This is a genomic window from Ectothiorhodospira lacustris (assembly GCF_022227785.1).
Lineage (GTDB): Bacteria > Pseudomonadota > Gammaproteobacteria > Ectothiorhodospirales > Ectothiorhodospiraceae > Ectothiorhodospira > Ectothiorhodospira lacustris.
The window spans coordinates 24,996-41,039 of the sequence record NZ_JAJNQM010000020.1 but is presented as its reverse complement, the minus strand read 5'-3'; the positions used below and the strand labels follow the sequence as shown (position 1 = coordinate 41,039).

Annotated in this window: 15 protein-coding genes; 10 read left to right on the top strand and 5 right to left on the bottom strand. The window is 64.2% G+C overall.

What is annotated here, in order from left to right; all coding sequences use genetic code 11:
* Window positions 1-496, bottom strand: a 496-nt coding sequence (locus tag LQ952_RS05910) for a TetR/AcrR family transcriptional regulator (protein ID WP_238621731.1), incomplete at its 3' end; no start/stop codon positions are given.
* 148 nt (window positions 497-644) lie between these two features.
* On the opposite strand from LQ952_RS05910, the gene LQ952_RS05905 reads away from it, so the two are divergent.
* On the top strand, window positions 645-2,033 hold the full coding sequence (locus LQ952_RS05905; RefSeq protein ID WP_238621733.1) for a cytochrome ubiquinol oxidase subunit I: 1,389 nt from the start codon (window positions 645-647) through the stop codon (window positions 2,031-2,033).
* A gap of 19 nt (window positions 2,034-2,052) precedes the next feature.
* Window positions 2,053-3,057 carry a cytochrome d ubiquinol oxidase subunit II gene (gene cydB / locus LQ952_RS05900; protein ID WP_238621730.1) on the top strand — a complete coding sequence of 335 codons (1,005 nt, stop codon included), beginning with the start codon at window positions 2,053-2,055 and terminating at the stop codon, window positions 3,055-3,057.
* A 17-nt stretch (window positions 3,058-3,074) separates the two neighbouring features.
* On the opposite strand, the gene LQ952_RS05895 is transcribed toward cydB, so the two are convergent.
* Window positions 3,075-3,248 (bottom strand): hypothetical protein, encoded by a 174-nt coding sequence (locus LQ952_RS05895; protein ID WP_238621729.1) that lies wholly within the window; start codon window positions 3,246-3,248, stop codon window positions 3,075-3,077.
* Here LQ952_RS05895 and cydD point away from each other — a divergent pair.
* From cydD to LQ952_RS05880, 3 genes are all read left to right on the top strand, one after another.
* The gene (cydD, locus tag LQ952_RS05890; protein ID WP_238621732.1) at window positions 3,177-4,793 is read left to right on the top strand and encodes a thiol reductant ABC exporter subunit CydD; all 1,617 of its coding nucleotides are present in this window, start codon (window positions 3,177-3,179) and stop codon (window positions 4,791-4,793) included. The genes LQ952_RS05895 and cydD overlap by 72 nt on opposite strands.
* Entirely contained in the window at window positions 4,790-6,466 is a 1,677-nt protein-coding gene (cydC, locus tag LQ952_RS05885; RefSeq protein WP_238621728.1) for a thiol reductant ABC exporter subunit CydC, read from the top strand. The genes cydD and cydC overlap by 4 nt, the downstream gene beginning before the upstream one ends.
* Before the next feature lie 124 nt (window positions 6,467-6,590).
* Window positions 6,591-6,800: a hypothetical protein gene (locus tag LQ952_RS05880; RefSeq protein WP_238621727.1), complete on the top strand. Its 210-nt coding sequence runs from the start codon at window positions 6,591-6,593 to the stop codon at window positions 6,798-6,800.
* Between the two features lie 6 nt (window positions 6,801-6,806).
* Here LQ952_RS05880 and LQ952_RS05875 read toward each other — a convergent pair whose 3' ends face one another.
* Complete coding sequence (locus LQ952_RS05875; protein WP_238621726.1) at window positions 6,807-8,189, bottom strand: leucyl aminopeptidase family protein; 1,383 nt, start codon at window positions 8,187-8,189, stop codon at window positions 6,807-6,809.
* 138 nt (window positions 8,190-8,327) lie between these two features.
* Between LQ952_RS05875 and LQ952_RS05870 the strand changes: the two genes are divergently transcribed.
* Window positions 8,328-9,251 (top strand): ABC transporter ATP-binding protein, encoded by a 924-nt coding sequence (locus tag LQ952_RS05870; RefSeq protein ID WP_238621725.1) that lies wholly within the window; start codon window positions 8,328-8,330, stop codon window positions 9,249-9,251.
* Window positions 9,248-10,030, top strand: a complete 783-nt coding sequence (locus LQ952_RS05865; protein WP_238621724.1) for an ABC transporter permease — start codon at window positions 9,248-9,250, stop codon at window positions 10,028-10,030. Before LQ952_RS05870 ends, LQ952_RS05865 begins: the two co-directional genes overlap by 4 nt.
* Here the strand turns inward: LQ952_RS05865 and LQ952_RS05860 are convergent.
* A complete protein-coding gene (locus LQ952_RS05860; protein ID WP_238621723.1) occupies window positions 10,020-11,828 on the bottom strand; it encodes a sensor domain-containing diguanylate cyclase in 1,809 nt (602 codons plus the stop codon). The two genes, LQ952_RS05865 and LQ952_RS05860, sit on opposite strands and share 11 nt — an antisense overlap.
* A gap of 223 nt (window positions 11,829-12,051) precedes the next feature.
* Between LQ952_RS05860 and ettA the strand changes: the two genes are divergently transcribed.
* Window positions 12,052-13,719, top strand: coding sequence for an energy-dependent translational throttle protein EttA (gene ettA / locus LQ952_RS05855; RefSeq protein ID WP_238621722.1), 1,668 nt, complete (start codon window positions 12,052-12,054; stop codon window positions 13,717-13,719).
* A gap of 50 nt (window positions 13,720-13,769) precedes the next feature.
* Here the strand turns inward: ettA and LQ952_RS05850 are convergent, their stop codons facing one another.
* Entirely contained in the window at window positions 13,770-14,219 is a 450-nt protein-coding gene (locus LQ952_RS05850) for a bacteriohemerythrin (protein ID WP_238621721.1), read from the bottom strand.
* Window positions 14,220-14,635: 416 nt separating this feature from the next.
* Here LQ952_RS05850 and LQ952_RS05845 point away from each other — a divergent pair, with 416 nt between their 5' ends.
* Complete coding sequence (locus tag LQ952_RS05845) at window positions 14,636-15,085, top strand: DUF2721 domain-containing protein (RefSeq protein WP_238621720.1); 450 nt, start codon at window positions 14,636-14,638, stop codon at window positions 15,083-15,085.
* Between the two features lie 83 nt (window positions 15,086-15,168).
* Window positions 15,169-16,026: an ATP-binding protein gene (locus LQ952_RS05840; RefSeq protein ID WP_238621719.1), complete on the top strand. Its 858-nt coding sequence runs from the start codon at window positions 15,169-15,171 to the stop codon at window positions 16,024-16,026.
* Window positions 16,027-16,044: the final 18 nt, after the last annotated feature.

Here is a 16,044-nt window from a genome sequence, read left to right as displayed (position 1 = left end):
GCCCCTGCACCGCGGCCAGCCAGATCCCATCAGCGGCATACCGGGCCAGCACCAACCGGCCATCCTCATCGGATTCCCTGTATCGTGCCTGCTGGGCTTCCATCCAGCACTTCCAGCCCTGTCTGATGCCCGGATCGGTCAGCATGGTCATCATGAGACTCTGCCACTTGATGAACTCGTCCATGCCGATCAGTTCCATCGTCGCGGTCACATAGGCCCGGGTAAAACGCCCGTGGGGCTCGGCATCCAGGGCCATCAGGCGGTCGATACTGTGTTCGAAACGCTGCAACAGGTCATCAAAGATGGCCTCCACCAGCACCTGTTTCGAGGGGAAATGGTGCAACAGCCCCCCCTTGGTCACGCCGGCGGCGTCCGCAACAGCTTGCAGGGTCAGCCCCGACACGCCATGTTCGGAGCACAGGCGCGCCCCCTGATCCAGCAGTGCCCGCCGAACCCGGGCCGGTTGTTTCTTGCGCAAGCTGTCCTGAGGATTCATGGCGAGAACATACCAACCGGCTGGTATCTTTTCAATGCCCGACTCACAAAGCATCGAGCCAACAAAGATTGACCAAAATCATGGGAAATAACAGGCACTCCGGACAGAATGCGAACCTTCAAAATCGGGACCCGAGGACCGAACCATGATGGAGCTTGACCCCCTACTCCTATCCCGAATCCAGTTTGCCTTCGTGGTCTCGTTCCACGCCATCTTCCCCGTCTTCACCATCGGACTGGCTTCCTACATCGCCCTGCTGGAAGGACTGCTCTACCGTACCGGCAACCTCGCCTATGAGCAGTTATCCCGGTTCTGGACCAAGGTCTTCGCCGTGGTCTTCGGGATGGGAGTGGTGTCCGGCATCGTCATGTCGTTCCAGTTCGGCACCAACTGGAGCGTGTTCTCCTATGCCAGTGCCAACTTCCTCGGTCCCATCCTGGCCTATGAAGTGGTCACCGCCTTCTTCCTGGAGGCCGTGTTCCTGGGCGTGCTGCTGTTCGGTCGTGACAAGGTCCCCCGGGGCACCCATCTTTTCGCCGCCTGCATGGTGGCGCTGGGCACCCTCATCTCCTCGTTCTGGATCCTTTCCGCCAACAGCTGGATGCAAACCCCGGCGGGCGTTGAGTTGCGGGACGGCATCTTCCATGTGACGTCATGGACCGAGGCGATCTTCAATCCCTCCTTCGGTCCGCGTTTCTTCCACGTGGCCCTGGCCTCATTCCTCACCGGCGGCTTCGTGGTCGCCGGGGTATCGGCCTGGTATTTGCTCAAGGGCAAGGCGCCGGAGGCATCCAGGAAGGCCCTGCAGATGTGCCTGATCATGCTGGCCTTCGCCGCCCCGGCCCAGCTGCTGGTGGGGGATGTGCACGGTCTCAACACGTTCAAGCACCAGCCCGCCAAGGTGGCGGCCATGGAAGGGGTATGGGAAACCACCGATGGCGCCCCCCTGCTCCTGTTCGCCATTCCCAGTCAGTCCCAGGAACGCAATTTCCTGGAGATCGGCATCCCCAACATGGCCAGCCTGATCCTTACCCATGAACTCAACGGCACCCTTCCCGGCCTGAAGGAATGGGCCCCCGAGGATCGTCCCAACATGCCCATCGTGTTCTGGTCTTTCCGGGTCATGGTGGGCATCGGCCTGCTCATGATCATCATTGCCCTGTGGGGTGCCTGGCTCACCTGGCGGGATCGCCTGGTGGAATCAAAACGCTTCCTGAGGTTGACCAGCCTGATGATTCCGCTACCCTTTGCCGCTGTCCTGGCCGGATGGTTCGTCACCGAGGTGGGACGTCAGCCCTGGCTGGTCCATGGCCTGCACCGCACCTCGGAAGGGCTAACCCCCTCCCTGACCGGCGCCATGGCCCTGTTCACCCTGACGGGATACATCACCGTCTACGCGGTGGTGTTCATCGCCGGCATCACCTTCCTGGTGCGCATCATCCGCCAGGGTCCCGATCAGGCGGACCTGTCGGAAGACCTGCCGGGTGCCCACGCCAAACGGCCGTTCTCCGCCGCCGACGACAAGACCATGGCCTGAAGGCCGGGAGCGCACAGACATGGAACTGATCGACCTGACCCTGATCTGGATCTTCATCATCGGCTTTGGCGTGTTCATGTACGTGTTCATGGACGGTTTCGACCTGGGAGTGGGTATACTCTTCCCTTTTGCCGGCAGTGACGAACACCGCGACGTGATGATGAACTCCGTAGCCCCGGTATGGGATGGCAACGAAACCTGGCTGGTACTGGGCGGCGCCGGCCTGCTGGCGGCGTTTCCGCTCATCTATGCCGTGTTCCTGCCCGCCCTCTACATCGGGGTCTTCCTGATGCTGGCGGGACTCATCTTCCGCGGCGTGGCCTTCGAGTTCCGCTTCAAGGCGGCTCCGGAAAAGCGGCGCCCCTGGGATATCGCCTTCTTCGGCGGCTCCCTCGTGGCTGCCTTCGCCCAGGGTGCCGTGGTGGGCGCCTACATCCAGGGTTTCGAGGTGGAGGGCTTCTCCTATGTGGGCGGCGCCTTTGACTGGCTCACGCCCTTCACGGTGATGACCGGCCTGGGCCTGGTAGCCGGCTATACCCTGCTGGGGGCCACCTGGCTGATCATGAAGACCGAAGGCGAACTGCAGACCCTGGCTTACCGCATCGCCGGCCGCATGGTGGTGGCCGTACTGTTCGTCTTCCTGCTGGTGAGTCTGTGGACCGCCGTGGCCCACCCACATATCCTCGAACGCTGGCTGGAACACGCCGCCGTGCTGTGGATCTTCCCGACCCTGTCCCTGGTGGCCGGTGTGTGGCTGTGGCGCGGTCTGGGACATCGAGCCGAGGGCACGCCCTTCGTCGCCACCCTGGCCCTGTTCCTGCTGGCCTACCTGGGCCTTTTGATCAGCATGTGGCCCTACGCGGTCCCGCCCCACCACACCTTCTGGGATGCTGCCTCCTCACCTGATTCCCAGCTGTTCACCCTGATCGGACTATTGTTCGTCATCCCTATCATCCTTGCCTACACCGCCTGGACCTACTGGGTATTCCGCGGCAAGGTCCGTATCGGAGAGGGTTACCACTGAACGACGCAAGCACATCCTCAGGCCATGCCCCCCCCATTCCCAATGCCGAGGCGAAACGCTGGCTCAATGCCCGCGTCGCACCGGTTCGGGGCCTGCTCAACCTGGCCAGTGGTGCCGGTATCCTGTCGGGCCTGCTGGTCATCGCCCAGGCGGGCCTGCTGGCCTTCATACTGGATCGGGCCATCACCCATGGCGACGGCCTGTCGGCACTGACCGGGGCCTTTGTCTGGCTGGCCCTGGTGATGGGACTGCGTGGCGCCCTGAACTGGTCCCGGGAAACCCTGGGGCAGGCGGCAGCCCTCAGGATTCAGGGCCGGCTGCGGGACGAGCTCTTTGCCCACATGGCCGCCCTGGGGCCGGTGCGCCTGGCGGATCGGCACAGCGGCAGCCTGGCCTCGGCCGTCGTCGAGCAGGTAGAAGGCATGAATGGCTATTACGCCCGTTACCTGCCGCAAGTGGCGGTGAGCCTGCTGGTCCCCCTGGGGATCTTCATCGCCGCCCTGACCCAGGATTGGGTCGCCGCCCTGATCCTGCTGTTCACCGCCCCGCTGATCCCCTTCTTCATGGCCCTACTGGGTATGGGGGCCGAACAGGTCAGCCGCCGTCAGCAAGAAACCGTCTCCCGCCTGGGCGGGCATTTCCTCGACCGGCTCCAGGGCCTGACCACCCTGCGGCTGTTCAACGCCCAGGGACGGGCGGCTCAGGAAGTCGCCGAGGCCGCCGATGGCTACCGGGCCACCACCATGAAGGTCCTGCGGGTAGCCTTTCTCTCTTCCGCCGTGCTCGAATTCTTCAGCGCCGTGGCCATCGCCCTGGTGGCCATGTACGTGGGCTTTGCCCTGATCGGCTATCTGCAATGGGGGCCGGCCGGCCAGCTGAGCCTGTTCTCGGGACTATTCATCCTGCTGATGGCGCCGGATTTCTTCCAGCCCCTGCGGCAGCTGGCCCTGCACTACCATGACCGGGCCGCCGCCCTGGGCGCTGCCCAGACCATCCTGCCCCTGCTCAGCCGCGAGGCGCCCGCCGCACCGCCCAGCCCGGTGGCGCCGTCACCACGCCCCACCGGGGTATCGATCCGGTTCCAGGAGGTGAGTGTCTGCTTTGATGAAGGCCGCCGCACCGCCCTGGCTGGGATCAGCCTGGAGATACGGCCCGGTGAGCGCGTGGCCCTGGCCGGTCCCAGCGGCGCCGGCAAGTCCACCCTGCTGCACCTGCTGGCCGGGTTCATCGCGCCGAATCAAGGACAGGTGACCGTGGACGGCGCCGACCCCGACCCCCTGCATCAGGCGGCATGGGTGGGGCAACGCCCCCATCTCTTCACCGGCACCCTGGCCGACAACATCCGTCTGAGCCGCCCCGACGCCGATCAGGGCGCGGTGATCCGGGCCGCCACGGAAGCCGGAGTGATGACCTTTGCCGCCCGGCTGCCCCAGGGCCTGGAGACCGTCCTGGGCGAACGGGCGCGCGGTCTGTCAGGCGGTCAGGCCCAGCGGGTCGCCCTGGCCCGGGCCGCCCTGAAGCAGGCCCCCCTGTGGCTGTTGGACGAGCCCACCGCGGGACTGGACCCGGAGGCGGAGGCCCTGGTACTTGAGGCCCTGGAGCGTTCCGCCACCGCCGGTGCCACCATCCTCATCGCCAGTCATCACCCCCGAGTGCTGGCCTGGGCAAACCGGGTCATCACCATCCAGGATGGCTGCGTGGTCCACGACACCGGCGGGGCGGACGCCAACCGATGAACGATCTGATTCCCTTCCTTCGCCTCTCCATCCCGCGCCTGCCCTGGTTTCTGGGCGGCCTCCTGTTGGCCGTCCTCACCGTGGTGGCGGCCACCGGCCTGCTGGCCCTGTCCGGGTGGTTCATTACCGCGTCGGCCCTGGCGGGCGCGGGGCTGATCATCGCCCTGGATGTCTACCGGCCCGCCGGCGGCATTCGCGCCCTGGCGGTGGGGCGTACCGTGGCCCGCTATGGGGAGCGCATCGTCAACCACGAAGCGGTATTGCGGCATCTGGCGGACCTGCGCAGCTGGCTGTTCCGGGCCCTGGCGCCTCTGGACCCCGGCACTCTGGCCCGGTTCCGTTCCGCCGACCTCTTGCAGCGGTTGGTAGGGGATATCGACACCCTGGACGGTCTGTTCCTGCGGGTCATCACCCCCACTCTCACCGCCGTGCTGACCCTCCTGGGCGGCGCCCTCTTCTTCGGCCTGCTGGCCCCTCTCACGGTGCTTTGGGTGGTGGCGGTGCTGGCCCTGGCCGGCCTGATCCTGCCCGCCATCGCCGTGGTCCTGGGCGGCCGTAGCGGCGCAGCGCGCATTGAGGCTGCCGCCCGAGTGCGGGAACGGGCGGTGGAAGGTGTGCAGGGGCTGGCGGAGTTGCGGGTGTTCGGTGCCCTGCCCCGGCAACGGGCGAGCCTTGCTGCGGCCGAACAGGACCGGGCCCGGGCCGAGATCCAGCTAGTGCGCTGGGGTGCCCTGGGAGATACAGCCGCCATGCTGGCAGGCCTGGGGGCCGTCTGGCTGGCCCTGTGGCTGGGCGTGGGCTGGTTGTCGCAAGACCAGGTGACGGCACCCATCGTGGTGCTGCTGGTGTTGGCCACCCTGGGCCTGTCGGAGGCCGTGGCCATGCTGCCGGGGGCCTATCAGCGCCTGGGACAGATTCGTGCCGCCGCCGCCCGGCTGCTGGACGTGGCCCATACCCGCCCGGCCCTGCCGGAACCGGTGCCGCCGCGGCAGCCCACCAGCGAAGGTACGCTCGCCCTGGAAGGCGTCTGGCTGCGCTACAGCAACGACGCACCCTGGGTCCTGGACGGGGTGGACCTGAGCGTCCATCCCGGCGAGACCGTGCTCATCACCGGCGCCAGCGGAGCCGGCAAAAGCAGCCTGATTGCCGTGGCCTTGCGCTTGGTGTCCGCCCAGGCGGGCGAGGCCCGAGTGGGAGGGGTCCCGGTCCAGTCCATGCGTTATGAAGACCTGTACAGCACCCTGGGGGTGCTCAGCCAGGAGACCGTCCTGTTTGCCGATACCGTCGCCGCGAACCTGCGCCTGGCGCGCCCCGAGGCGGATGACGCGGCCCTGGAAGAGGCCCTGTTCCTGGCCGGGCTGGACGACTTCATCGCCGCTCTGCCCCAGGGGCTGGAGACTGCCGTGGGTGAAGGTGGCGCCCTCGTCTCCGGCGGCCAGGCCCGGCGCCTTGCCCTGGCCCGCCTGATCCTCAAGGGTGCCCCTGTGGTGATCCTTGACGAGCCCTTCCGGGGCTTGGACCCGGCCACCATCGAGCGGCTCAAGCAGCGCCTGACACCCTGGCTGTCCGGACGGGCCACCCTGGTGATCGCCCATGAGCCGGACATGGCCCCGCCCTGCACCACCCACTACATGCTGCAGGGGGGACGCTTGCAGGAAATGGCGTCATCGTAGATTTTGCAGGAATTGCGTCATTCCCGCGAAATCGGTAACCCAGTCACGGGCCGGAGCCCTGGACTCCCGCTTTCGCGGGAGTGACGGCAGACAGCGGGAGTGATGGCGGGGAAGATTCCCGAAAATGACAAAAGAAAAGGAGGCCATGATGGGAGGCTGGGGTTGTCCCCATGAAAGCAATGGGCTCTGCCACAAGGTGGAAAACCGCCCCTGCGAGCCGGGCATGAAGGGCTGCGTGCTGGCCGGCCGCTTCGTCTTCAGCGACGCCGACAAGAACACTCGGCGAGTGCTGCGGGACAAACTCGGCCAACGGCAGCCGGAATCCGATACCTGACCCAGGTCAGCGCTTACCGTAGCGATCTTCAAGCCAGGCAAAGGCGGCCCGCACCCCCAGCGCCTCACCGCCCTTGGGACGGCCGGGGCGGTTGCGATTATTCCAGGCCATGATGTCGAAATGCCCCCAGACCTGCCCGTCGGGCACAAAGGCCTGCAGGAACAGGGCGGCGGTGATGGCCCCGGCGTAGGGTCCGCTGCCGGTGTTGGTCAGGTCAGCGATCCGGCTGTCCAGCTGAGAGCGATAGGGGGCGTGGAGCGGCAGGCGCCAACAGGGATCCTCCTGTGCCGCCGCATGCCGGTTGACGCCCTCGGCCAGGGTCTCATCGTTGGTGAAGAAGGCCCCGATCTCGGTGCCCACCGCCACCCGGGCCGCCCCCGTCAGGGTGGCGAAATCCAGCAGCACCTCTGGGGATTCCTCGGCGGCGTCGGCCAGCATGTCACAGAGCACCAACCGGCCTTCCGCATCCGTGTTGTCGATCTCGATGGTCAACCCCTTGCGGGAACGCAGCACGTCGCCGGGGCGAAAGGCGTTGCCGGAGATGGCGTTCTCCACCGCGCCCACCATCACCCGCAGGCTCACGGGCAGCCCGGCGCCCATGATGAGGTCGGCCAGTCCCAGCACATGGGCAGCACCGCCCATGTCCTTCTTCATCAATCTCATGCCGCTGGCGGGCTTGATATCCAGCCCGCCGCTGTCGAAGCAAACCCCCTTGCCCACCAGGGTGACCCGGGGGTGGGACGGATCCCCCCAGCGCAGTTCGATCAGGCGCGGCGGATGGCTGCTGGCACGACCCACGGCATGGATGCAGGGGTAGTTTTGCGCCAGCAGGGCCTCGCCGACGATCTCGCTGAAGGTGGCCCCATGCCGCTCTGCCAGTGCCCGGGTCGCACCGGCCAGATGCTGGGGCATCATGTCGTGGGCCGGCGTATTGATCAGGTCCCGAACCAGCCCGATGGCTGCCACCGTCCGCACCACCGCATCGGCATCGGGCAGACCCGCCAGGCTCAGCCGGGGCCGGGGCCGCCCGGAAGACTTGTAGCGCTCGAAGCGATAGGCCCCCAGGCCCCAGCCGATGGCCGCTCGGGTCAGCCGCTCCGCCGGCCAGCCACAGTCCAGATGATAGGTGCCCTCCCCCAGGCGGCTGGAGACATTGCCGATGGCCCAGGTGGAGGCCTCCCGGTCCACACCCACCAACACCCGGCGCACATGGCCGTCCTCGTCCGGCAGAGGCAGGACACTGCCGGTGCGCCCCTCAAAACGCGAGGCCCGGACCCAGTTGACGATGCGGGAGGGCTGATCCGCCAGCCAGCGCTCCAGCATATCGCCTTCCACAGGGATGAGGGCGATGGAATCGGCGTCGGAACGGCTATCGAAACAGTCGAGCATGGGCATGTCCTGGGAGGGCGTGAAATGGGCATTTTACGCGCTTTCGCGATGCGCAGAAGCTCGGCTTCGAGACGATATGTTAGAATTTTCTGTTTTACCCCTCCCCCTCCGCGGCCGCAGGACCACTACAGACAGACCATGCCCAAAGCCCTCTGCATCCGTCAGCTCACCAAGACCTACAAAAACGGCCTTGAGGCCCTCAAGGGTATCGACCTGGACGTGGCCCCGGGGGATTTCTTTGCCCTGCTCGGCCCCAACGGGGCCGGCAAGTCCACCACCATCAGCATCATCGCCTCCCTGGTGAACAAGAGCGGCGGAAGCGTTTCCATCTTCGGCCATGACCTGGATCGAGACCTGTACGCCGCCAAGCGCTGCCTGGGCCTGGTGCCCCAGGAATTCAACTTCAATACCTTCGAACCGGTGCAGGAGATCCTGGTGAATCAGGCCGGTTACTACGGCATCCCCCGCAAGGAGGCCTGGAAACGGGCACAAAAGTACTTGGTGGAACTGGGCCTGTGGGACAAGCGCAAGGATATGGCCCGCACGCTCTCCGGCGGCATGAAGCGACGCCTGATGATCGCCCGCGCTCTGGTTCACGAGCCCCGGCTGCTGATCCTGGACGAACCCACCGCCGGGGTGGACATCGAGATCCGCCGTTCCATGTGGCAGTTCCTCAAGGACATCAACCGGCAGGGGTGCACCATCATCCTCACCACCCACTATCTGGAAGAGGCCGAGACCCTCTGCCGCAACATCGCCATCATCGATCACGGCCGGATCATCGAAAACACCACCATGAAGGGCCTGCTGGGACAACTCAACACGGAGACCTTCATCCTGGATCTGATCCGCCCCCTGGTACACCTACCCGATATAACCGGTCATCGCCTGCGCTGGGTGGACGAACTCACCCTGGAGGCGGACGTGGACCGGGACGTCAGCCTGAATCGTCTGTTCGTGGATCTGAATCGGGAAGGCATCCAGGTACGCAGCATGCGCAACAAGACCAATCGACTGGAACAACTCTTCATGCACATGGTGGACAAGGGGCGCGGCGTATGAATGCCCACAATGCCCGCAGCAACTGGATCGCCTTCAAGACCATCATCATCAAGGAAGTCCTGCGCTTCTCGCGCATCTGGATCCAGACCATCCTGCCCCCCATGATCACCATGGGCCTGTACTTCGTGATCTTCGGCGGGCTGATCGGGTCGCGCATCGGCGAGATGGACGGCATCCGCTACATGGACTTCATCGTCCCGGGCCTGATCATGATGGCGGTAATCACCAATGCCTATGCCAACGTGGTGTCCTCGTTCTACAGTTCCAAGTTCCAGCGCCACCTGGAAGAAATGCTGGTTTCCCCCGTACCCAACTACCTGATCATCCTTGGTTTTATCGGCGGCGGCATCTGCCGGGGTCTGGCGGTGGGCGTGGCGGTCACCCTGGTGTCGCTGCTTTTCAGTCCCTTCAGCATCCACAACCCGGCCGTCGCCCTGTCCGTGGTGGTCCTCACCGCCGCCCTGTTCTCCCTGGCCGGGCTGATCAACGGCGTATTTGCCCGTAGCTTCGATGACATCTCCATCATCCCCACCTTCATCCTCACCCCCCTGACCTACCTGGGCGGGGTATTCTACGCCGTCAGCCTGCTGCCGGCATTCTGGCAGGGAGTTTCCATGTTCAATCCCATCCTCTACATGGTGAACGCCTTCCGCTACGGCTTTCTGGGGGTAACGGACTTCAACCTGTGGCTCTCCTACGGCATCATCATCGGCTTCATCCTGATCCTCTACGCCACTGCCCTCTACCTGCTCAACAAAGGCATCGGCATCAGGCAGTGAACACCCGGTAGCGGTTCTTGCCCAGGCTCTTGGCCTGATACAAGGCCTGGTCCGCATGGCGCATCAGTGTGTCATGGTCCTCGCCATGGATGGGGTAGATGCTGATGCCGATACTGCCGCTGATGGTGCATTCGCTATCCTGAACCGGAATCGGTGCGCCCAGCACCGCCAGCAGCTTCTCGGCCACCACACAGGGCAGCTCGCCCCCTGGAAAATCCTCCAGCAGGATCACGAACTCATCTCCCCCGAGCCTTGCTACCATGTCCATGGCCCGTACCGAACTCTCCAGGCGTCTGGCCACCTCGCACAGCAACCGGTCGCCCGCCGCATGACCGAAACGGTCATTGACAGGCTTGAACTCATCCAGATCCAGAAACATCAGGGCGCTATGGGTACCATGGCGCCGGGACCGTTCCAGGGCATGAATGAGGCGTTCCTGCAGCAACGTGCGGTTGGCCAGGCCGGTCAGGGGATCGTGCAGAGCCAGATGACGAATCCGGTCCTGGGCCTTCTTGCGCTGAGTGATGTTCACGGATAGCCAGATCACCGCCGGACGTCCCATCACCTGAGTCCCGAGAGGCATGATCCTGCCCTCGAACCACTGCGGTTCGGACGGCCCCGAATCGGCGTCCAGACCACCGACCTCACCGGCATCCAGGTCATATTCGATGAATTGCAGCTGTCTTCTGTTCAGGGCCAGGTCGATCATGCGCAGAAAAACGTCCGCCTTGTCAGCGGGCAGCACTTCATGCACGGTCTTGCCCAGCAGGGCCTGATGACCATCGTGGTAGTACCGGGAATCCGCCCCCCCGAAGATATCCATATACCGCCCCTGAGCGTCCAGGATGAAGCAGATATCGGGCATGGCGGCAATGATGGCTTCCAGGCGTTCACTCAGGGCGCGGTGGCGGAGTTCCGAGGTCCTGACCTGAAGGGCCTGGTGAGACAGCTTCCACGCCATCCCACCGCACAAAACAATGAGCAGGGCACCAGCCCAGTACCAGGCCAACGGCCTGCGTGACACCGCGCCCCAGCCTTCCCGGGGGACCGCCCCCAGTTCCCAGTGGCCGCCGCGCATCACCACGTCCTGCACCACACCCGTGATGTCGAACGGTTCAGGGCTGCCGAAAATGATGTCACCTTGGGCCCCCATGCCATCACGACCGCGGATGGCAATGGCCAACGTCCGCTGGAACTCTCCCATGCCCACCATCGCATAGATCGCATCCATGTCGATGACGACACTGGCCAGACCCCAGTATGTCCCACGCCCTGCATCCCCTGGATATTCCGGGACATGGACCGGCACCCGGATGATCAGTGCCTCCCCACCCTGCACCAGCGGCCAGGGACCTGCCAGCACCGGTTCGCCGGATGCCATCGCCAGTCGGACAGAGTCTCCCTGCAAAGGATGATCAAACAGATTCGCACCGAGCGCGGCACGATTTTCCTCCAGCGGATAGATGAAGCGGATCACGTTATCCGGCACCAGTGCAATGCTGCGGATGACCTGCGGTCGTTCCCGCATGATGTGTCCGGCCACGCGACCGAAATCTGCCTGGGTCAGTGAAGGATTCAGGGTTGCGTAGGTGGCCAGTGTCTGGGACAGGAAGATGGTGGCGTTGAGTTCGCCCTCCAGGCGGGCACGCAGCGCGGCCAGCTGGCTGGTCACTTCAGCCCGGGACCGGTCCGTGAGCCGTTGCTCCCAAGTCATGTCCGCCACCACGAATAGCATCAGGGCCAGCAAGGCCACCAGTCCGCCATGCAGTAAGGGCGAATTTCCCTCGGGACCAGGCATCACGGCACTTCCCGAGACAACACGGCTGAGGGGGGCATGGGCTCCAGGTCATCAATGATGCGGCGCAAAGATCAATTCCCAGCATTGCAAACTGATCACGCACTTGCAACCCTGAAACCGATCAGCGTATTGGTGGGGCGCGCAAGCGGTCGGCACCGGCCACTGGAAACTCCAGGGGCGATTCCACATAATAAGGGGTTACGTCTCACTACAGGTTGAGTCCATGGCCCAATACATCTACACCATGAATGGTGTGGGCAAAGTTGTCCCGCCCAAGAAAGAGATCCTGAAGGATATCTATCTGAACTTCTTTCCCGGCGCCAAAATCGGCGTGCTGGGCTACAACGGGGCCGGCAAATCCACCCTGCTGCGCATCATGGCCGGTGTGGACAAGGACATTGTCGGCGAGGCCCGCCCCCAGCCGGGGATCAAGGTCGGCTACCTGCCCCAGGAGCCCCAGCTGGACGCAGCCAAGGACGTGCGCGGCAACGTGGAAGACGGCGTCGGTGACATCAAGGCCCTGGTGGACCGCTTCAACGCCATTGCCGAGGCATTTGCCGATCCGGATGCGGACTTCGACACACTGCTGGCGGAACAGGCGGAGCTGCAGGACAAAATCGACGCCGCTGGCGCCTGGGATCTGGAGCGCAAGCTGGAAGTGGCCGCCGACGCCCTGCGCCTGCCGCCCTGGGACGCGGACGTGGCCAAGCTCTCCGGCGGCGAGCGCCGCCGCGTGGCCCTGTGCCGCCTGCTGCTCTCCAACCCGGACATGCTCATCCTGGACGAACCCACCAACCACCTGGACGCCGAATCCGTGGCGTGGCTGGAACGCTTCCTGCAGGAATTCCCCGGCACCGTGGTGGCCGTCACCCATGACCGCTACTTCCTGGACAACGTGGCCGGCTGGATCCTGGAACTGGACCGGGGTCACGGCATCCCCTGGGAAGGCAACTACTCCTCCTGGCTGGAACAGAAGGAAAAGCGCCTGGCCATCGAGGAAAAGCAGGAAAGCGCCCGCCGCAAGAACATGGAAGCGGAACTGGAATGGGTCCGCAGCAATCCCAAGGGGCGCACTTCCAAGAGCAAGGCCCGCCTCAAGCGCTTCGAGGAACTCTCCTCTCAGGAATTCCAGAAACGCAGCGAGACCCAGGAAATCTACATCCCGCCGGGTCCTCGCCTGGGTGACGTGGTGGTGGAACTGGACGGCGTCGGCAAGGCCTATGGCGACCGGATCCTGTACGAAAACCTGAGCTTCAGCCTGCCGCGCGGCGGCATTGTCGGCGTCATCGGACCCAACGGTGTCGGCAAGTCCACCCTGTTCCGCATGATCGTAGGCCAGGAACAGCCCGACAGCGGCACCATCCGCATCGGCGAGACGGTCCAGGTAGCCTACGTGGATCAGAGTCGTGACGCCCTGGCGGATGAAAAGACCGTCTGGGAAGAGATCTCCAACGGCCAGGACATCATCCAGGTGGGGCAGTACCAGATGCCCTCACGGGCCTATGTGGGCCGCTTCAACTTCAAGGGCGGGGATCAGCAAAAGCAGATGAAGCAGCTCTCCGGGGGGGAACGCAACCGGGTGCATCTGGCCAAGCTGCTCAAGAGCGGCGGCAACCTGCTGCTGCTGGACGAACCCACCAACGACCTGGACGTGGAAACCCTGCGGGCCCTGGAAGAAGGCCTGCTGGCCTTCCCCGGCAGCGCGGTGGTGATCTCCCATGACCGCTGGTTCCTTGACCGCATCGCCACCCACATCCTGGCCTTCGAGGAGGACGGCAACGTGCTGTTCTTCGAGGGGAACTACCAGGAATACGAGGATGATCGCAAGAAGCGCCTGGGCGCCCAGGCGGACCACCCGCACCGGGTGAAGTACCGGCGCCTGGAGGGCTGAGCAGGCCACTCGCCATCCCCCTCTCCCCTTGGGAGAGAGGGGGATGGCGGCTAAGGAATCTTGGCCGACTCCGCGCCACGTCGGGCCACGAACCGGGCGGTTGCCTTGTCCATGGTGGCACAATGGCGCTGGTACCAGGGCACGAAGTCCTCCACCAGCACCCGCCTCAGATCCGCCAGATCAATGACCCCCGCATCCAGGTCATCCACGCAAGCCACCAGGTCTTCCAGGCGGGCATCATGCTCCTGCTTGTGGAGCTGGAACGGTGGAAATGCCACCGCCTTCATCAAAACCTCCTCACGCCGGAAGTGAGCCCGGCTGTGCTCGATGAAATCACGCAGATCATCGCGCAGCCTCCCGCTGTCGGCTTGAGATGCCGGCACATCGGCCAGACAGCCGACCACCCGCTCCAGCAGAGCCATCGCCTCATCGTGGTCCTGGTTCATGAAATTCACCGCCACCTGAGGTATATCTGCAAACTCGGTGTGCTCGGTCATCATGCAGCACCTCTCGATCAGCCCGTTCATCTCGCCTATGACCATAGCACAGCGGAGCAGGATAAATTGCGAAGGCAGTCCTGAAAAACCCCCATGCCGCCACTCCGATGGGTCTTGTCACCACTGCGACGAGTCTTTTCTCGTCACTGCGGAGGATTTTTTCGTCGCTCCCGCAGAAGCGGGAGTCCAGTATTCTCAGTCCGCCACTGGATTCCCGCTTGTGCGGGAATGACGATAGCCGAAGCGCATGCCCTCACCCTGATGTAACTGGATTCCCGCTTGCGCGGGAATGACGGTAGTAACCCGTGACGGACGATCCTTGCTTCCACTGGACGCTCGTTTGTGAGGGAATGAACAGGGAATGAACCGGGTCCGCGCGGGCCGTTACAACACCACAGGAAACCCCATCAGGAAAACCCATGTCGTCGGCACAGACCCTTTACGATATTTCCACCGTGATCCAGCTTTCGGTCGCCCCGGTATTCCTACTGGTGGGCATCGCAGGTTTCATCAACGCCTTTGTCTCTCGACTGTCCCGGGTGGTGGATCGGCGGCGTCACCTGCTGGAACGCATCCGCCATGAAGACCATGAGTTCCATAAGACCGCCATCCGTGAGTTGGAACTGCTGGAGGGAAGGGTAAGAATGGTGCACCTGGGCATCACCTTGGGCATCACCACCGCCCTGCTGATCTGCCTGACCATCGTCTCCGCCTTCATCGAATACTTTCTCGGCATCGACAACCCGCTACTCATCGGCGCCCTGTTCGTGCTCGCCATGTTCTGCCTCATTGGCGCCCTGCTGGCCTTCCTCAGAGAGGTCTTTCTGGCCATCCGCAGCCTCAACCTCACCCAGATCGGCAAATCATGATCGCCGACCGGCTCTCCCCTGTCTTGCCGGGTGGGATAAAATACCTTCTCCTGCGGCAGCGACACCGAACCCACTGATCATCCATGCACGACACCCATCCACTCCATCAACTGCTGGATCAGGCGGAATCACTGCTGAACCGCCTGGATACCCTGCTGCCCGGGACCGCCCCGGCACCCGACTGGAAGGCCCCGGCCTTCCGCTGGCGAGACCATCATCTGCAAAGCATTCCCAGCGTGCCGCCGCTGGACCTTGACGATCTGCTGCACATCGACCGCCCCAAGTCCCTGCTGGACCGCAACACGCGCCAGTTCGTACAGGGTGTTCCGGCCAACAACGCCCTGCTGTGGGGCGCCCGGGGTACGGGCAAGTCTTCCCTGATGCGCGCCCTGCTCACACGCTACGGGGATCAAGGTCTGCGCATGGTGCAGGTGGATGCCCAGTCCCTGGTCAATCTGCCGGAGATCGTGGCCCCGCTGCGTGACCGCCCCGAACGGTTCATCCTGTTTGCCGATGACCTGTCCTTCGAGGCAGACGAGCCCGCCTACAAGGCCCTGAAGGCCGCCCTGGACGGCGCCCTGGAAGGGACACCGGACAATGTGCTGATCTATGCCACTTCCAATCGACGCCACCTGATGCCGGAGCGACTGACGGACAACCTGGAAGTCCGGCGGGAAGGTGATGAGATCCACCCCGGAGAGGCGGTGGAGGAAAAGGTGTCTCTGTCGGAGCGGTTCGGGATGTGGGTGTCGTTTCACCCCTTCAATCAGGGGCAATACCTGGCGGTAGTGGAACATTGGCTGACACGCCTCGGTGGCGTGACCATGGACGACAACTGCCGGACACAAGCCCTGCGGTTTGCCCTGCTGCGCGGATCGCGCAGCGGACGGGTTGCGTGGCAGTTTGCCCGGGACTGGGTGGGGGGACTTCAGGTGAAGTGAGGGTGAGACGCCGGTTGT